The sequence below is a fragment of the Mucilaginibacter endophyticus genome, from assembly GCF_003351025.1.
GTDB classification, from domain to species: Bacteria; Bacteroidota; Bacteroidia; order Sphingobacteriales; family Sphingobacteriaceae; genus Mucilaginibacter; species Mucilaginibacter endophyticus.
Genome location: NZ_QPCG01000004.1, coordinates 473,624 through 491,228 on the forward strand (window position 1 = coordinate 473,624; position 17,605 = coordinate 491,228).

The following is a 17,605-nucleotide window of genomic DNA, read 5'->3' on the forward strand; positions in this document are numbered from 1 at the left end:
CTTTGATGAGTTTGCTCATCGCGCTCATCATTGCTCATCATGCATCATCAAACGATGATGAGGATGTAATGCACTGACAAGCAATTTGATAAATATGACTTAGCCCGACTCATCAAACTTTTGCCTGAGCCACTCTTCAGTAATGGTATAGTACCTGCCTGTTTTGGCCACCGTTACCAATTCGTTGAGGTTATTATAACAATAGGTTGAATAGCTTAAACTGTTGGGTACGGGGACAAGCCCCCACTCCTGCTGCATCAGCTGCGATACATCCTGTCTTGTCAGGCGCGGCATGCTTTTTTTAAGCAGATCGAGGATATCCTTATTGGCAAAGCACATTTTCTGGCCGAGATCGTGCTCCTGGATCTCTTTCAACAATAACAACAGTTCGGTTTCCAGCCGGTTGCGGTTATTGCGCATTACACGCAATAAAGCATCCGTTCGGATCTGCTGCTCGGAAAACCACATGCGGGTGTTGCCAACCGGCACCGATAACGGCCGTTCCAACAGATGGAACAGAAAAGCGGGAATCTCAGCTGTCATTTGTTCCAGAAGCCGAACATTTTCTTTTTCAAATACCGGCACTTTCCTTACCCAGTACCGGGTTTCCGTCGGCTCAATAACAATAAAATTATATTCGTTATTGGAACACAGGATGAACTTGCCGAAGAATTCCGTTTCTCGCTTATCCTTGCTTTTGGCTTCCACCTTGGATACTTTAGCGGTGCTCAGGTTCTTGATCTTTTCCGAATCCTCCTTTTTGTCCAGCAGCACTTCTTCCACGGCGATGATCAGCGTATTCATCCAATCGGAATTGAACTGTGACCGGAAATCATGGTTCCCGTTAAAGGTCATGTTATTGCCGAAGATGACTTTGAGCAGGTCCAGGAAAGTAGTCTTACCTGTTTTGCGCTCCTTGGATACCAGGCACAGAATTGGCAGTTTAATGACCGGCCTCGTATAGAGCAAGGCTATGTAATCCAGTCCCACTTCATACTGCTCGCCAAAGATGTGCTGCAGAAAGCCCAAAATGGTCTCGCAGGAACCCGGTTCCGGTTTGAATTCCAAAGGATGGTACCTGTTAAAATAGTTGCCGATGGTTTCCCGGTAATCGGTATGGCTGGGGACACAGCAATACGCATCGAACTTGCGGATCTTCTTGATCGCGTCCGCACTCAAATCTTTTTTGAGTGTTTCCGATGACCAAAGTAACCAGCCGTCTGTATAGCCTCCGGTAACCATCGGTTGCCGCGTACGCTTGTAATACGAGGTCTGCACGCGGATATAACTACCCGGTTGGTGTAAAGGGAAAAACTGATCAGCCATAGCAGTACTTATTTTGCGACGGCCTGCTGGCCGCTGCCGATCCATGCCAATAGTTTTTTACGGGAGAAAAGCAGCTTGCCTTCCACTTTACAGAAAGGGATCTTTTTTCTTTTCACCAGCCCGTAGACTGATGTGACTTCGTACTTGATCAGCTCGGCTGCTTCCTTGGTGTCCAGCAAAGTATCATCCTCATCATCCGGGCGGATTGGTTTTAAGTGGACGGCGTTTCTGACAGATGACTCAATGAGTTCCTGGAACTCCTGTGTCGATAGGGTAGTAAAAAAAGTTGTGTTCATAAATTAAAAAATTTGATGAACACAAAAGAGTATGAAAATAACCCAACGTTAATGAACGAAGTTGAACGTCGTTAGGATCTCAGTATATAAGTAGGTACTTTCTTTAAGACTTTGTAGGCTTTTTTAGCATAGGACCCGCTGCTTTTATGCACAAAGTCGATAGCTGTATCTTTCTTCTTGGTCATATTCCGTTGAATGTCACCCACCGACTCGTATGTTTCAAAGGAAGAGAAGTTGGATTTAAGGAGTTCACAGTATTTCACTTGTGGTACTTTCAGATAGGTCGTATTGAGCTTATAGGTGGCGTGCATTAACAGGCATAAAAGATTCTGATAGCCTGGTGCCATTTGATAATAATATTCGCTATCGCTTAACGACCACATTTGTTCCTGGTCATCCAATTTGAAAAGTCTGCCCAGCAGTTCTTTGATCTCATCTTCGCTATTAAAGACTTTCGGCACTTGCATCAGTTGGCAAAGTTGGGCGTCCAATAAAGCGCACCAAAGGTCGAATATTTTACTAGCTGGATATCGTAAAAGGATATGGCTATCAGCATCAGGCCGTGTAATTTGCGGCGGTGACGGTTTCGGCGCAGCTTCTACAGATGCCTCAAATACATAATCAGGTTTTACATCCGGCTCAGGCATTTTGAAAACAGGATAAACATTAACCACCGGTGGTGCCTGCTCTTTTTCGTTCAAGTTTTTCAGGTTGCTGTACTCCTGAAATCCTTTGACCAGCGATGCCTGGATGTAGCCCAATGCATAAATCACCTCGGGAACAGCAAAGCCTTCAAAATACAAGTTGGTATGACAGTAAGTGATGAAATCCCGAAGCGCCTGCTTTTTTTGCTCAAGCCCCAGCGATAAAAAGGTTTGGCCGATCTCCTCATAGAAATTTGCCATACCCTCATCATAGCCGGAATAGAATATGTCAGCCAGTTCTTTGGTATATGCCTCTTCAATCGGCTTAACGTTGTTGACCAGTATCTTGTTATCAACTGTTGCATTATTCTTAAAAACCTTTAGTAAGTTCGGTTCACTCACATAAATTGATCTGCTTTCACTTAGTTCGATCTGTTCAAAAGGAAAACTTCTATTAAAGTTGTATTCAAAATCATCCGGTTCGAACAAGCCATCGGTCGATTCCAGAAACGGGTATTTGTTGTGGTTATCGGTATTGATACCCTTAATGGGATGAAATCCTTTGAGGTTAAGAAAATACATAGGCAACTTAAAAAAAGCAAACGCCAAATCCCCAAAAATAGTGTTTGCTTTTTTTATAAAGTAATGGACAAGAATACCATTTTCGTTATATAACCCTTACCTATTTGGCTAACTACTTGAGTATTCATAAATATCTGTTTAGGTCATCAGTCAATCTAAAGCTAGTCTAATTAATGTCCTATACTCTAATTGAAAATACATAATTCTAATTAACAAATGTGCTCTAAGGCGTTGTTAGCCTATATTTATACACCATTCTCTAATTAAACTCTAATACATAATCTTCAACCCTTCTACTATTAGAGATAATGTTCCCGTAACACTTTTACAGCATAAATGAAACACCTTCCAATTGTGAGCTTAAGTACCTAATATCAAGCAGATTACAGACCACCCCACATACGAATAATGGTTAAACAGTTAAATCTTGTTAAATTTTTTTGACATATCCGATGCAATTGGGATATTAAAATTATATATCACATCATGTGCAATAAGACATGCTTAGTTATCATTTTAGTTTTACTGTTTTTTCCAATCAGTTTAACAGCACAGCAAAGAACGCTTTTGCATGGGCGTGTTTCATCAACAGATTCATTGCAAATATCCGGTGCTAAAATCATTAACAAAACATTAACGGACAGCACTATTAGTGACATTGCAGGACGCTTCTCTATTAAAGCAAAAATGGAGGACACTTTATGCATATTTAAACAAGGATACACACCCTTTAAACTTGCTATTGCAAACGATAATTATCTTGAAGCAAAACTTCAGAAAGTTGTTGATCTTTTCGAAGTAACCGTTCGAGCAAAATCTCTTAGACAGGAGCAGATGGAAGTAATAGATCAGTATCGCAGTAAAGGTATTTATTATAATGGCAAACCTCCATTGGCTGCCTATCTTCCCCTACCTGGAGGGACTCCCCTAACAGTTTTACATGAACTTCTTGGAGGAGATACCAAGAGGGAAAAAAGATTTATTCAAAACGCAGAAAAAGAAAGGGAGGCAATTGAAATCGATCGTCGCTTCAATGCCCCCCTTGTTTCTAAGATAACTAGCTTAACAGGAAAAAAGTTAAACGATTTTATGGATATTTATCGGCCAAACTATAAAAAATGCAAAAAGTGGTCTGATTATGACGTTATTATTTATATAAAAAAATGTTATAATTCCTATAAAAACACTATTGCAAAGAACGAATATACTTCTCCGTTTAACTAGTCCACGTTTAAATTCTTTTTTGAAGAGATCGGATCCTAAATAGATTTAGCTAAGTTTCGATTCTTAAGAAGAAACAAGAAAATGTGCAAGGTCTTATTAAATTAGGCATCGATTTAAACGTCTGCTATTTTGAGTTTATATATGTTCCATATCAACTTGTACAACAGTGCGCTGGTAGGAATGCTGTTTGTTGGGTTGACTTTTGCCATACAGCTATGGTTTGTAAAAAGCGATAATCATCCGGCAAAGCGGTTTCTTGCTATGGCTTTGGCTGTGCTCGCCTTTGGGTTGGGCGGAATATTGTGTACTGATATCGAACCTCGAATACAGCTACCGGAACTTTCGCTTGCATTTGGCCCGCTGATCTATTTTTACGTACGGAAAACTATTTGGACATCACGACAATTTCGTATGAAAGACCTGCTGCATTTCTGTCCCGTTCTTTTAGGGCAGACTTTTTGGTTGCCTGATACTGAGATCATATTAAAACCATTAACATTCATATCCGTCGGCACTTACCTGTATCTATCTCACCGGCTGATAGAACGATTTTATGATGATCAACGATTTAAAGAAGGAGACCGTCACCGGTATCAATGGCGTTGGTTGAATCTACAATTGGTAAGTTTAGGTTTGGCGCTATTGTTATGGATTCCACTCGTGGCTATTGATTATTGGAATTTCCACATGTCGTTAGGTCGCTACGTTTACTACCCGCTAAATTTGCTTTTTGGATTGACAGCTATCAGGATGGGTGTAGTAGTATTTTTCAGATCAGAAACTGATGCAATTACCGGTGCCCCATTGTTTCCAAAACCATCCAGTTCAATAGCTTTAAAGCAAAAAGGAGCTCGGCTAAAAGAAAAGATTGAAGCCGGACAGTTGTATCAGGACCCTGATTTAAGTGTTGGCACTTTGGCTGAGCAACTGAATTTACCAGCCCATGAATTGTCACGGATTATCAATATAGGACTCAAAAAAAACTTCAGCGATTTGATCAACGAATACCGCATCCGCGATGTGATAGCCAAATTGCTCAACCCGGCTTATAATCACATTACCCTCCTGGGCATAGCCTATGAATCGGGTTTCAATTCCAAAACAACTTTTAACCGCGTTTTCAAAGAAATAACCGGAAAAAGCCCCGTCGAGTATAAGAATGAGCTTAAAAAAGGGCGACCATTTTCTAAAATGGAACGTTTTCAGAAAAACAGGCCGGTAGTTTTACATCATGATACCGTGTTTAAATGGTCTCGTGAAAAAAGCTACCGTATTATTATGTTTCGAAATTATTTAAAGATTGCGTGGCGCAATACTATTAACCACAGAACTTATTCTGCGATAAATGTTGCAGGCCTTGCCGTGGGATTTGCCGCGTTCCTCCTGATTTTTCTTGTGGTTCGTTATGAACAGAGTTTTGATCAGTTTCATATTCATAAAAAACAGTTATTCCGTTTGATACGCGTTGCGCGTAACACGATGCATGAAGAATACCGTATGGGTGTGCCGTTTCCGGTAGCTCCAAGTTTGAGAAGCAACTTTCCGAAATTAGCTAATGCCGGAGCTATTGTTCCTGATGATTTTGTACAGGTCATTATTGGCGACAATGGAAATGGCGCTACTAAGAGATTTAGAGAAGTGCACGGTATGTTTTTCGCCGAACCGCAGTTTTTTGACATGTTCGATTTCCCGATCGTAGCGGGCGAATATCGAAACTCGCTTAAATTACCGGGGAATGTTTTATTAACGCAAAGCCTTGGTGATAAATACTTCGGACGCTGGCAGAATGCTACAGGCAAAATGTTAAGGATGGATGGCGTACTGGTACGGGTATGTGGTATTTTAAAAGATTTGCCGGCAAATACCGACTTTCCGATTAAAGCGGTATTATCCTATGCTACCCATCAGGACTATGCGCAACTGAAAAAGTTCATGAGCGACTGGGGCTATATTGAAGAAGATAATTACTGCTTTGTACAATTAAATGAGAACGATTCACCTGAAGTCTTCAAACGTGAGCTTAAACAATATTCCGATACATATATCAAACCTCTGAATCCATATTATTTTCTTTCGATACAGCCATTAAATGAAATGCACTTTGATGCGCGTTACGGCACATTTGACGGGCGGGTTTTCAGCGATAACCTCATCATTGTATTGAGCACCATCGGCATTTTTCTATTGGTAATAGCCTGTGTAAATTTTATAAATCTCAGTACGGCACAAGCCGTAAACCGAGCGAGGGAAGTTGGGGTACGTAAAGTACTGGGCAGTAACCGCCGTCAACTGATCCTGCAGTTTCTGGGCGAAGCGGCGCTTGTGAGTTGCTTCGCATTTTTCATAGCCCTGGTGACTGCGCTACTCCTTATACCGGCCCTTAATAATTTGCTGGAAATCCAAATTTCTATTTCCGCCTTGTACAAGGGTAATATGGTCTTCTTTCTTTTCTCTGCGTTGGCTTCGGTGATCCTCTTAGCCGGGTTTTACCCAGCTTTTCTGCTGTCTGGCTTTAACCCGGCGCGTGTATTAAAAGGTACACTTTATGCACAACAGGGAGGTATTTCGCTGCGCCGTGGCTTGGTTATTTTTCAGTTTTTTACAGCACAGGCACTCATTATTGTTACGTTGGTGATAGTGTCACAGATGAGGTATGTCAATTCGGCTGATATGGGTTTCAACAAGGATGCCATTTTAACTGCCCAACTTCCGCAGGACAGTGTAGGTATCACCAATCAAACGGTATTGCGAAATGAATTAATGAAGATCCCGGGTATCGAAAAAATAAGTTTCGGTAATGGGGCGCCTATTGGCAGTGGCCGGTTTACCGACTTGCGAACACCTGACAACGTAGGTAAAGCGCCCAATATGATTACATCCTTTAAAATGAACGACACCAGTTTTTTTAGCCTGTTTCATTTGCAGTTTGTCGCAGGCCGCCCCTATCGAGACTCTGATACACCTCGCGAATTTGTTGTAAACGAATATGTGACCCGTAAACTTGGGTACCGTGACCCTCAAAACGCCATAGGCAAAACGATAGCTGTGGCGGGCATTAAGCGACCTATCGTGGGCGTGGTAAAAGACTTTCATATTGCCTCATTGCGTGACAGCATGCGAGCCGTAGTACTAACAACCTATAAATTGGAGTATGGCATGGCCAGCGTTAAACTTAAAATGATGCAGGCAAAGCCTGCTATTGCCGCCATGGAAAAAATGTGGAGTAAATATTATCCTGATTTCGCGTTTACAAACAGTTTCCTTGATCAGGATGTTGCAGCTTATTACCGGCAGGAGACCCAATTATCGCAACTTTATAAGCTATTTGCAGCCGTTGCGATATTTATATCCTGCTTGGGGTTATATGGGTTGGTAACATTTATGGCGGTTCAACGAAAAAAAGAGATCGGCGTAAGAAAAGTTCTGGGTGCCCCCATAAGCTCGATACTCATTCTGCTATCACGGGAATTTACTTTGCTGATTGGTATCTCGTTTTTGCTTGCTGCGCCAATAGCCTGGTATTTTATGCAAAATTGGTTAAAGCAATATGCTTACCGGATTAATTTGGGACCTGAGCTTTTTATCATAACCATTCTTGGCTCAATGCTGGTTGCATGGGCAACAGTAGGTTATACTGCAATCAAAGCAGCACTGGCCAATCCTGCCCAAAGTTTGCGTAATGAGTAGGCCTTAAAGATTTCGGGCCGCAAATCAGTTTCCGGATTGACCGGGCCATTCCAATCCGATTAGACATTTTTGATCATAAACTGGCCGGAGTTCGAAGATCAAGAGCGATTTCTTGATTCTGAGAACGGGCTCGAGCTTGCAAGTCTCTGAATTAAGATACAAGCCAACAATATTATAATTAATTATAACATTGTTATTCTCATAAATAAAGCTTTTGGAACCGCCTTAGGCGTTCGGTGATAACTAATTGTTTTCCATCGGGTCGGCAATTATAAAATAACCGCCTGTTTTACGGCTTCCTCGCCGTTCAATAAGATTTTGCGACACTAATTCTTTAATTTGACGTTCAATTGTTTTCAAAGGCCTGTTTTCCAAAAATGATGGCAAAACTTTAGCTTGTATGCCAGGATTTCTAACGATGATTTTCAACAATGATTTTAATCCCTCATTTAATCCCTCATTTAATCCCTCATTTAATCCCTCATTTTCATTAAGCAGACTTGTACTGATTTTTTGCTCTTTATAACTTAAGGCAATTAAAAATCCGTTTGGAACTTCATCAAATGACAGGTCCATTGATGGATAAGACTTTAATTCTTTCCTGATCCTTAAAAAACCGCTCCCATACTTTTCTATATCGCCGGTAAGGTAAAATGCTTCTGCGATGAGCTTATTACGAGCAAATGCCTGATAACTGTCTTGTTTTAAATCATTAACCGTTTGATCTCCATATAACTTACCAGGATTGAAAAAAGTAATATTATTATCAAATATTTTTATTTGTACATCAGCAGGACTTAAATAGTCCCGGTGGATTAAAGCGTTCAATACTATTTCACGCAAAGCGGGTAATGGGTATTCGAATATCTCAGTCCTTTGCGTCGGCATGCCTTTAATTTCAAAGGCAACTTTAAGCCAAGAAATAAGGTAACGCATGGTTTCCTCGACCATTTCAAACAAGGTGCCATTCAGCATCTTATCGTCAATAATGAAAGTTGGCGTTTTAAATCGCCCAAGATGGATGTTGTATCCAGTGGCTTGTTTGCCGAAAAGAAGCCAAGCAGCGTTAGTGATAGTGTCCCCTTTAATAAATTTCAGCTTTTCCAAATTAGCCATCGTGTTATCTTCCAACAAAAAGCGACCGGCTTCATTTACTTTTTTGACAAACTTTTCAACCTTCTCCAAATCAATATCGGCAATTGTTCTGCCATGTGCAGGATAGGAATCCCATGAAATTTGAAGTGATTGTAAACTGAGGTCTGCGATTTCAATCACAGATAATTGATGATTGGAATTATTCACCCGTTTAAAATAGCGCCCCCTAAAAGCGACCGGCTTAACCGGAAATTCCTGAATCGACAGGGATGCTATATTTTTTCCCTGTATTTGAATAACTTCAGCGTCGGGGATTATGCTGGGTTGAGTTTTATTTTTAATTTCATTAACCCAAGTTTGAAGACTTTCTGAGCCGATGATGAAATTATTAACAGGATTGCCATTGTTGTCAATTCCAATAAGCACCTTTCCTCCTTTGGTATTTGCAAAGGCTACCAAACTTTCAATTACACCCTCCGAAAAGTTACTTTTAAATTCTGTTTTATTGTCTTCCTGCATGAAATCTTTTAAAGTGTATCCATCCCAAAATGCAATTGATGATCTAAAGTATTGTTTAGAAGTGGTTATCCTACAAAGATATAAAGTCAAATACTATCATTGATACGATCATCAAATAACGGATCTCCGATTTCATCAAGATATATTTCTGTTGTTTTTGTGCTGTCATGTCCCAAGGTTTTTCCTATTTCTTCAATGGTTAATCCCTTTGCTTTGAGTGTTGTAGCATAGGTATGCCGGGCGACATAAGTTGTGATATTTTTCTCTATCTCCGCTTTTTTCGAAATTATTTTCAAATCCTGATTTACGCGCTTAAGAATTTTCATCCGACGGTCTCGTTTGGAGCGAACAGAAGCGTGTCGTTTATAAAGTATTGGGAAAACGTAGCCATCATCACTATTGCCTTCCATTGACTTATAAAAGGCTAAAATGCGTAAAGCTTCGGGGTGTAATTTAAAATCAAATTGTTCTTTTGTCTTGGCCCTGATATAATTCAAATTTCCATCTATGATATTTGTCCATTTCAAGTTCGCCAGGTCTGTGAAATTCAAGCCCCGGCAATAATAGCTAAAAAGGAAATAATTACGGGAGTTTACCAGTTTATCATCATCTAATTCAAGATTCGCAATTTTTTTAAACTGCTCCTGGGTGATAGCCCGCTTCTTCGTTTTCGGATTATTGTATTTAGAAAAAGCAAAATCTTTGAATGGGTAGTGATTTTCTTTACAATGCTTCTCCTTTATAGCGTTTCGCCATACCGTACGGAATGTTCGCAGGTCAATACTTCTAGTTGTCACAGCGATATCTTTCTTTATCATCCAATCCTCAAATCTTCTAATGAAATTCAAATCGATATCCTCAAAAGTCATGTCGATATGGTTCATGAATTTGCTTAAACGGTTTTTGGTCATTACATGTACAGAAGCGTATCCTAATCTATCCATGCTCTTCAATCTATTAATTTCGTCATCAAAAAACTCCAGTAGCTTTTTAGTTGGCGCTTTCTGTATGGCTCCTGTTAACCGCGCAACTATTTCTTTTATAGCACCAACACGGGACTGCTGGTCGTCCTGTAGACTTGCGAAATATAGTGTTGTTTTAACTTTAATATTGTTCAATAAAGCATTGATAGGCTTGTGGTTGGGATGGCTTGTGTGCACCGTCTGGGTACGCCCATCCCAGTCTTTTAACAATGATGACTTTTTCGTAGAAAGCTCATAATTACGCCTTTCCTCGGTAATTCGAAACACGATGGGATGTTCGCCATTAGGGAGGGTCTTATTAATTCTTAAAATTATTTTGATGTTAATTGCCATAATAGGTCTAACATTAATTATTTTTAAACACTAAAAACTGCATTTTGGACAAATTAAGGCCATTTTTTGAACAAAATTAGGTCTAACATAGGTCTAACAATTGCGTCTAAAATAGCTAAATTTAACTCAAAATACAATAGCGAAAAACATAAAAAGTGCATTTAAAGCGAATTTAAGCGGTTTTTGATAAATCAAAAAGAGAGACAAGTAAGCATGGGGTGCTGGAGGTCGTGGGTTCGAATCCCGCCATCCCGACTTGAATCCGTCGTTGAAAAGCATATTTGATAGGTAGTTTTACCGATTGGATATGCTTTTCTGTTTTTAAAGTTTATGGCATACGGCGCCACTTTTTATATACCGTAAATCCTCAAAACACCAACAGCTTATCTACAATAGTCCCGCTTAAGTCTTATCAGTCTCTTTTAACCAACTTTTTAAACTGTTTAAAAAACGAATCTATCGTTAGCTGGGTATGTATCATAGCCGGTGTTCGTACAATTTTAAACTCTTTGTCCTTTGAGAAGAATTTTTCCATAAGGTTTACCTTATATATGTTAGCTTCGGCAGCCGAGAAGTAATGCTTAGATGCATTTTTAATTTTATAAAGATTAAGGCAATCGGTTGGTGGTACTGTTTTTTCTGGGTTAGCGCGGCCAAGCCAGGCTTCATAATAATATCGGTAATCTGTTATTTCCGGCTCTTCACATTTAGCCAGATACGCCCCTTTTGCATACCAGAAGTTAAACCAGATCCACCCTTCTTCCGACGGGAATAGTCCCGCCTTTTGCTTATCTTCTTTATTTAATAACTGTATGTTTTTCCTCCAGTTTTCAAACGTTTTTGTAAACAAAAGGATCTCTTCAAGTGAGCGGGAATGCAGGTTATGTGTCATTCCTTTACTATGAAAGTATAAAAAAGTGCTCTTTGGATCCTGTTTTGCTAAATCGTGCATTAATTTAAATGCAGGATATTCAAATTGATTGATTGTAGAAACGCTTACTATTGCCGAAGGAGTAATTTTGCCTATGATCTCCTTTATTTCTGTTGTATAGTTGTTGGTATCGGTTACATGAATATATAACTCCGCTTCGGATAAAATCCCGTAACCCTTTAATTGAAATAGCTGCCCTGCGAGGATGGCGCGCCAGTTTGAATGCGGACTGGTAAAAAAATAATATATGATCTTTATTGTACTTTCCGCTTGCGCGAACGAAATGGTTATATCTTCTGTATATCGATCTTCGAGAATGTTGTAAACCCGATCACCAATAGATATTTGCAGATATTTTTTATCATTGCCATTAACCGATCCAAAAACCTTATGAAAGACCAAATCTTTCGGTATTCGTATAACATCGCCACTTACATAATCATTGATTTTATCAGAAACATCAATAGTTTCTGCGGGCAGCATATCTATATTAAAGGTTCCGTATAATGCTTTATTCACAGCAGGTTGCATTCGTGTATCGGATTTAGGTTAGTACTAATCCAGTGCTTGCTTTAAGCTTGGCTATTCAATAAAGTGGGACACATTTTTGCAAAACAAGCCCGCTCTTCGCCGCCAAAGGTACGGCAAATGACCAATTGGTTCCAAGCCAAAACAGCCACCTGTTAAAACCTCATTACCAGGTACATCAATACCCAAGACCATTAAAAGCCTTGGTGTAGCCACGTAAAAAGCATCGCTTTAGCGGCTGAAAGAGCACATTTACCAAGTGTGTTGCCGATTAGATATGCGTTTCTCCATTTTTAAGCTTAAGATATTTCATAGCTATTCCCCTCTTTGATACGCTGCAATTCGTTATAACATTAAACACCTATGGCCACGATAATCAATCGGTTAAAAACAACCAGCGAACTAAAATCATCGATAAGCTGACCATTAAATGTTGTGTATAGCGCTTTACAATTTTTGAGGTGGAATTGAGAAGCTTAGCTATAACAAAATGTGAAGCACTATGAAAATCGACGATACCAGCATCTGTCTAAGAAACAAACCATTAACGCATCTGTTCAAAATAGATAACATTCTAAATTACAGATATTTACAATTAACAAAATCAATATTCTATGAACGAGGATCACAACAAAGGTCCGGGAGGGAATATTTCAGGTCTTTTATTCCGCAACAAATATCTCATTATTGCTTCTGTTACAGTATTTGTATTAGCAGCTTCTGCTTATTTGCTTTTTTCATCACCCAAATACAAAGTGCGGGTAGAAGTGGCCATATCCAACAACTGGCAATTACCGGTTACCGCAATCAACGAACTACGGTCTGAAGCTGCGATAAAAAATGCCGTTAAAGCGCTAAAGCTTCAGGTAAGCTACTATCGCAAAGGCACTTTTACAACAACGGAACTCTATGGAGATTCGTTACCCATTAAGTTTATGCTTGGCAAAGGGAGTACCTATAATTCTCCCACTGAAATCACTATTAATTTAATCAATGGCAGCGTCTGCAGGATCGATCAAAACAACGTTCTTACAGATGTGCCGTTATATCATCCTGTTAAATATGGCTCTTTAAATTATACCATAATAAAAGGTCCTGCTTTTAAACCAACACTACCTCCGCTAACACTTAAAATCACGCCCTTTGCTAATTTGACTGAACAGTTTGGTAAAAATTTGAATGCAAAAGTTTTAAGCAGTAACAGTTTTGAACTGAGTATAAATGTAAATAATGCTCAAAAGGGTCAGGCCTTTTTAAATAAGCTGATAGAAATTATAAACAACCGACACGCGAAAACAAGCTTAACCGGTAAAACTGCGGCTATTGACAATTCATTAATCCCTAAGTTAAACGATAGCATAACATATTATAAGGCAATTGCAAACAAATACCGGCAGCAGCAGAACGTGCTGAACCACATAAGAAAAACGATACCAACTGTTACATCCGAAAAAGAGAAAGTTGCTTTAGACGCATTTGACGCCATTAAACCCTATCTCACCAAACCCCTCTACACCTTTGTTTTAATCCCCGACGGCTATGATGTTGGCGACAGTCACATCGAAAAATTAATAACGGATTTTAATAACGCGCAACTTGAAAAACAGCGACAGCTACGTGATTCCGATGCAAACGCGTCCGCTTTCAATTTGGAGATCGGATCATTACAGAAAAAACTTTTAAATGCCATAACGTTCAGGGACAAGCGGATTAGGGACAGCAGCCAGCCTAAATGGACAAGATCTGTAGGCGCCTTTTTATCCGAGCAATTAAATGACTCCATGGCCCAGGTAAACGCAGTTATCAAAAACAAGCAGCAACAATATACCAGGCTAATAAATGGATCTGGTACACCGGGGACTGACCTAAGCCTTACTATAATTGAGAAATCGGACACCCGGGAATCGATGCTTCCGAGAACATTGTTAATATATCTTTTAGCACTATTGGCAGGTTTGATATTGCCCTCTTTGTTGCTGGCAATCAATGAACATTTTATATCTAAAAGACAGACCGCTCATTAAAAGCAAAATCTCAAAACGAAGAGTATTAATTAAAATATAAACATTAAAACCATGAAAACGAATTATTTAAAATCAATCACAACGGCTTTAGCCGTATTGTTTTGTTTGGTAACCTTCGCCGCAATGGCAGGGAATCCGGATAAACCAGGCGCAAAAAAAGACGATTCTCCTAAGAAGCTATCGCCGAAAGCATTGGCCAACATGAAAATCAAAAACATCGAGTTTGGGTTCAACAAATCAACCATCCCGGATAATGCCCACAACAACTTGAAAAATGTGGCTAAACTGATGAAAGACAATAATGCCTCGCTCAAGCTGGGCGGCTATGCTGATAACAAGGGCGCGTACGTTTACAATTGGATGTTGTCAAAAGCACGGGCCGAAGCAGTCAAAACATATCTTGTACAAAACGGCGCCGATTCGGCACGTATTGCAGCTACCGAATATGGCTATACCCATCCTGTAGCATCAAATAAAACAATTGCCGGCCGGCAGAAAAATAGGCGTGTTGAAATCCACTTTACAAACTAAACATCGTGTTTTCGTAGTAATGCAAAACGGCTGATCGGGATTTATGATCAGCCGTTTTTGTTTTTAATCGGTTACAGGGTCAGTTCATTTTTAAATTCCCTCCCCATTAATGCAACCCACGCATTAACAGATAACAAATCGGCATTTTATCGCATATGTTATCCTCCTACCTTTGGACAAAGGAAGTTTAAATGATATGTTATGGAGCCGATAAAGTTTAGAGATGCCACAGAAGCCGATTTAAGCAAAATAGTTGAAATATATAATTCAACCGTTGCATCACGGATGTCAACCGCTGATACCGAACCCGTTTCTGTTGAGAGCAGGAAAAGGTGGTTTTATGAGCATGGTCATACCAGGCCTTTATGGATAGCGGAGGATGGCAACCATAATGTTGTTGGCTGGATCAGCTTTCAATCCTTCTACGGGCGACCGGCCTACAATGCAACCGTCGAGATCAGCATTTACATTGATGCCAACCATCGGGGCAAAGGGCTTGGAAAAAAATTACTTGAACACTGTATTGCTGCTGCACCATCGCTTCAAATAAAAACCTTGGTCGGCTTTATTTTCGCGCATAATGAGCCCAGTTTGCGACTATTCAAAAACTTTGGATTTGAAGAGTGGGGAAACCTCCCTAATATAGCTGTCCTGGATAACCAGGAAAGGGGGGTAAAAATCCTGGGAAAAAGAGTTGGTTAAGTACAAGAGCTTACGCGGCCCGCTTTTTATTGACTAAGTTAATTCGCAAAACTTCTTCCAGCTTTCGTATCCGCAGAAGTTTGACAGCACATTAAGTGTATGTAATGATGGCTTAAACTTTGTTTCTTTAAACCCGTATAACTTGCACAAGGAGATTGGGCTTAGCTCTTTACGTGTCACTTGCCTAATCTTGTCGGTTAAAGCCTCCATGTCGGCCTCCATAACCGTAAATATATCTGCATTAATCAAAACTTGCTTCTTTAACAACTCAATTTTCCCCTCTGAATGTTCAAACATCTCCCGCCTTCTTTTCTGATTTTAAGCCTATTACGATAATTTTGTTGCAGGGTTGCATTTATTGCGTCTTTTAAACACAATAAAATATTCAAATTCCGGCAATCCACATTCATCGACACATTCACACTAATCGTCGATTCTGTTTTGATAATGGGATCTAAAAGTTTTCATTTGTTAAACACGCCGCACCTTAATCACATCCCTAAAGCGGCATGCGCAATTAAATCCTGTTACAGCAACCTATATGTGAATATCAAATGTTGGTTGATTGTAGCGATTACAAATATTACCACTATGAAGCCAACAGAATACGACATTTTATTAGCAGGCGAACGACGCATTTTAGAGGCTATTCAGCAGTTGGAAACAGAATATAACTTCCATTTAGATGGCATGAAAGCCGAGCTGGAAAGGGTACGGGAAGCGCTGACCAAATGCAGTATGTCTGTAGTTCATGTAAGCGATAATATCAACGGAAAACTACAGTCAAATAAATAATTACAACCAACTCACTACAATTCAAAACTCTTCATTAATTCCACTTTAACTTTTTCCATATCACCGGCAAGAATATTGTAAACGGTATCATACTGGCTGCACAAATCAAAAATGCCAACGCTGTACTGGCCGATATATCTTTCCCGGGTTTCGTCATCATTCGAGTTTTTTATTTTATCGGCAAGGTCCAGCACGTTGAGATACAGCTCATGCGATTTATTATTGGCGGCAATCAGTTCATCATAGGATAGAGATATGTTAAAGTACAAACCGATCAGGTTATGTTTCCAGTTGTCGATATTCATTTTTTTGAGCTGAGCATCGGCCTCCTTCAAACTTTCAGTCATTGAGCGGTAGCTGGCCTCACTGCGGGGAATACTCCGACCCTTCCATAGTTGAACACTTTTTTTAAGAATAGACATCGTTTCGCCGGTGACGTAATAATAGCTTTCGGCTATTTCTACCTGTTTGCTCCGGTAGCGTTTTTTCAGGTCGATATCTGCTTTCCTCTTATCGCCCAAATAGGCAAACAGACCGGTAAGCATTTGTGAAATCAACGCTCCGGCAAGTCCCGAAAATGCGCTTACAATTAGTGTAGTATTTTCTGCCATAGGTATGTGTTTTGATCACCCAATGAAGGACAAGCGCATACACAACAACCAATGGCACAAAAGGTTACTTAAAAAAGGTATCGAAAAGTAAATTGTGCAATAACTGTGAAGAAATTAAACCCTCAACATCCCCCTGAACCCCCTGGCAGCATAGTATGATTCGGCACCGTTGTGGTAAATAAAAATAGTATCGTAACGATAATCGGCAAAAATAGCCCCGCCGAGTTTCCTGATATTATCAGGTGTTTTTATCCAGCTTGATGTTTTTGTATCAAACTTTCCCAGCTTATGCAGTTCGCGGTACTGTTCTTCATTTAAAAGCTCAATACCCATATCCTTCGCCATTTCAACGGCGCTGTTTGCGGGTTTATATTCTTTCCGGGCTTCCAACGCTTCATGATCGTAACAAACACTCCGCCTGCCTTTGGGGCTTTCGGCAACACAATCATAAAAAACATATTCGCCGCTATTTTCATCATAAGCAATAACATCCGGTTCGCCGCCGGTTATTTCCATCTCATTAAGCGACCATAGCTTTTCGGCATTGGTTTCCAGCTTTGCCTGTACTTTGGCCCATTCCATACCGGCATGGCGGTTCATGTTTTTCTCAAAACGGGTTTTCAATATCCCAATAAGTTCCTGCTGTTGCTCTGGTGATAGTTTCATGTTATTGGTGGTTATGGTTTAATGGTTGATAATCTTTTTCATTCCCTCCCTTGGGAGGGGTGTGCGAGGACGAGCAGTGGCAGGGAGGGGTTTACACGGCTTTACAATTCCGGCGCTGAAACCCCTCC

The 17,605-nt window shown here is 40.1% G+C and carries 14 protein-coding genes; 6 read left to right on the forward strand and 8 right to left on the reverse strand.

Features of this window, described 5'->3' with window-relative positions:
• Positions 1-99 precede the first annotated feature (99 nt).
• The 3 genes from DUL71_RS18930 to DUL71_RS18940 all read right to left on the reverse strand — a co-directional run bounded on the left by DUL71_RS18930 (position 100) and on the right by DUL71_RS18940 (position 2,848).
• The gene (locus tag DUL71_RS18930; protein WP_154402432.1) at positions 100-1,326 is read right to left on the reverse strand and encodes a primase-helicase family protein; all 1,227 of its coding nucleotides are present in this window, start codon (positions 1,324-1,326) and stop codon (positions 100-102) included.
• 8 nt (positions 1,327-1,334) lie between these two features.
• Positions 1,335-1,622, reverse strand: coding sequence for a helix-turn-helix domain-containing protein (locus DUL71_RS18935; RefSeq protein ID WP_114939565.1), 288 nt, complete (start codon positions 1,620-1,622; stop codon positions 1,335-1,337).
• A 71-nt stretch (positions 1,623-1,693) separates the two neighbouring features.
• A complete protein-coding gene (locus tag DUL71_RS18940; RefSeq protein WP_114939566.1) occupies positions 1,694-2,848 on the reverse strand; it encodes a hypothetical protein in 1,155 nt (384 codons plus the stop codon).
• Between the two features lie 486 nt (positions 2,849-3,334).
• Here DUL71_RS18940 and DUL71_RS18945 point away from each other — a divergent pair, with 486 nt between their 5' ends.
• Both DUL71_RS18945 and DUL71_RS18950 read left to right on the forward strand, forming a co-directional pair.
• Positions 3,335-4,072: a hypothetical protein gene (locus DUL71_RS18945; protein WP_154402433.1), complete on the forward strand. Its 738-nt coding sequence runs from the start codon at positions 3,335-3,337 to the stop codon at positions 4,070-4,072.
• Between the two features lie 129 nt (positions 4,073-4,201).
• Positions 4,202-7,759, forward strand: a complete 3,558-nt coding sequence (locus DUL71_RS18950) for an ABC transporter permease (protein WP_161964466.1) — start codon at positions 4,202-4,204, stop codon at positions 7,757-7,759.
• A 243-nt stretch (positions 7,760-8,002) separates the two neighbouring features.
• On the opposite strand, the gene DUL71_RS18955 is transcribed toward DUL71_RS18950, so the two are convergent.
• The 3 genes from DUL71_RS18955 to DUL71_RS18965 form a co-directional block, all read right to left on the reverse strand.
• A complete protein-coding gene (locus tag DUL71_RS18955) occupies positions 8,003-9,373 on the reverse strand; it encodes an RNA-binding domain-containing protein (RefSeq protein WP_114939569.1) in 1,371 nt (456 codons plus the stop codon).
• A gap of 86 nt (positions 9,374-9,459) precedes the next feature.
• Positions 9,460-10,689 carry a site-specific integrase gene (locus DUL71_RS18960; protein ID WP_114939570.1) on the reverse strand — a complete coding sequence of 410 codons (1,230 nt, stop codon included), beginning with the start codon at positions 10,687-10,689 and terminating at the stop codon, positions 9,460-9,462.
• Positions 10,690-11,101: 412 nt separating this feature from the next.
• Entirely contained in the window at positions 11,102-12,151 is a 1,050-nt protein-coding gene (locus tag DUL71_RS18965; protein ID WP_114939571.1) for a hypothetical protein, read from the reverse strand.
• Positions 12,152-12,762: 611 nt separating this feature from the next.
• Between DUL71_RS18965 and DUL71_RS18970 the strand changes: the two genes are divergently transcribed.
• The 4 genes from DUL71_RS18970 to DUL71_RS32035 all read left to right on the forward strand — a co-directional run bounded on the left by DUL71_RS18970 (position 12,763) and on the right by DUL71_RS32035 (position 16,200).
• Positions 12,763-14,172 carry a Wzz/FepE/Etk N-terminal domain-containing protein gene (locus DUL71_RS18970; protein ID WP_114939572.1) on the forward strand — a complete coding sequence of 470 codons (1,410 nt, stop codon included), beginning with the start codon at positions 12,763-12,765 and terminating at the stop codon, positions 14,170-14,172.
• A 51-nt stretch (positions 14,173-14,223) separates the two neighbouring features.
• Positions 14,224-14,703, forward strand: a complete 480-nt coding sequence (locus DUL71_RS18975) for an OmpA family protein (protein ID WP_114939573.1) — start codon at positions 14,224-14,226, stop codon at positions 14,701-14,703.
• Between the two features lie 201 nt (positions 14,704-14,904).
• On the forward strand, positions 14,905-15,405 hold the full coding sequence (locus DUL71_RS18980; protein WP_114939574.1) for a GNAT family N-acetyltransferase: 501 nt from the start codon (positions 14,905-14,907) through the stop codon (positions 15,403-15,405).
• A 591-nt stretch (positions 15,406-15,996) separates the two neighbouring features.
• Positions 15,997-16,200 carry a hypothetical protein gene (locus DUL71_RS32035; protein WP_112568232.1) on the forward strand — a complete coding sequence of 68 codons (204 nt, stop codon included), beginning with the start codon at positions 15,997-15,999 and terminating at the stop codon, positions 16,198-16,200.
• A 14-nt stretch (positions 16,201-16,214) separates the two neighbouring features.
• Here the strand turns inward: DUL71_RS32035 and DUL71_RS32200 are convergent, their stop codons facing one another.
• Together DUL71_RS32200 and DUL71_RS19000 are read right to left on the reverse strand one after the other, a co-directional pair.
• Entirely contained in the window at positions 16,215-16,811 is a 597-nt protein-coding gene (locus DUL71_RS32200) for a hypothetical protein (RefSeq protein ID WP_161964467.1), read from the reverse strand.
• A gap of 114 nt (positions 16,812-16,925) precedes the next feature.
• Entirely contained in the window at positions 16,926-17,477 is a 552-nt protein-coding gene (locus DUL71_RS19000; RefSeq protein ID WP_114939577.1) for a DUF4256 domain-containing protein, read from the reverse strand.
• Positions 17,478-17,605 lie beyond the last annotated feature (128 nt).

Bases quoted from the DNA above. Each gene is read 5' to 3' on its own strand.
- DUL71_RS18930 (WP_154402432.1), bottom strand. From the start codon at position 1,326: ATGGCTGATCAGTTTTTCCCTTTACACCAACCGGGTAGTTATATCCGC.
- DUL71_RS18965 (WP_114939571.1), bottom strand. From the start codon at position 12,151: ATGCAACCTGCTGTGAATAAAGCATTATACGGAACCTTTAATATAGAT.
- DUL71_RS18945 (WP_154402433.1), top strand. From the start codon at position 3,335: ATGTGCAATAAGACATGCTTAGTTATCATTTTAGTTTTACTGTTTTTT.
- DUL71_RS18970 (WP_114939572.1), top strand. From the start codon at position 12,763: ATGAACGAGGATCACAACAAAGGTCCGGGAGGGAATATTTCAGGTCTT.
- DUL71_RS18960 (WP_114939570.1), bottom strand. From the start codon at position 10,689: ATGGCAATTAACATCAAAATAATTTTAAGAATTAATAAGACCCTCCCT.
- DUL71_RS18955 (WP_114939569.1), bottom strand. From the start codon at position 9,373: ATGCAGGAAGACAATAAAACAGAATTTAAAAGTAACTTTTCGGAGGGT.
- DUL71_RS18935 (WP_114939565.1), bottom strand. From the start codon at position 1,622: ATGAACACAACTTTTTTTACTACCCTATCGACACAGGAGTTCCAGGAA.
- DUL71_RS18980 (WP_114939574.1), top strand. From the start codon at position 14,905: ATGGAGCCGATAAAGTTTAGAGATGCCACAGAAGCCGATTTAAGCAAA.
- DUL71_RS32035 (WP_112568232.1), top strand. From the start codon at position 15,997: ATGAAGCCAACAGAATACGACATTTTATTAGCAGGCGAACGACGCATT.
- DUL71_RS32200 (WP_161964467.1), bottom strand. From the start codon at position 16,811: ATGGCAGAAAATACTACACTAATTGTAAGCGCATTTTCGGGACTTGCC.
- DUL71_RS18940 (WP_114939566.1), bottom strand. From the start codon at position 2,848: ATGTATTTTCTTAACCTCAAAGGATTTCATCCCATTAAGGGTATCAAT.
- DUL71_RS18975 (WP_114939573.1), top strand. From the start codon at position 14,224: ATGAAAACGAATTATTTAAAATCAATCACAACGGCTTTAGCCGTATTG.
- DUL71_RS19000 (WP_114939577.1), bottom strand. From the start codon at position 17,477: ATGAAACTATCACCAGAGCAACAGCAGGAACTTATTGGGATATTGAAA.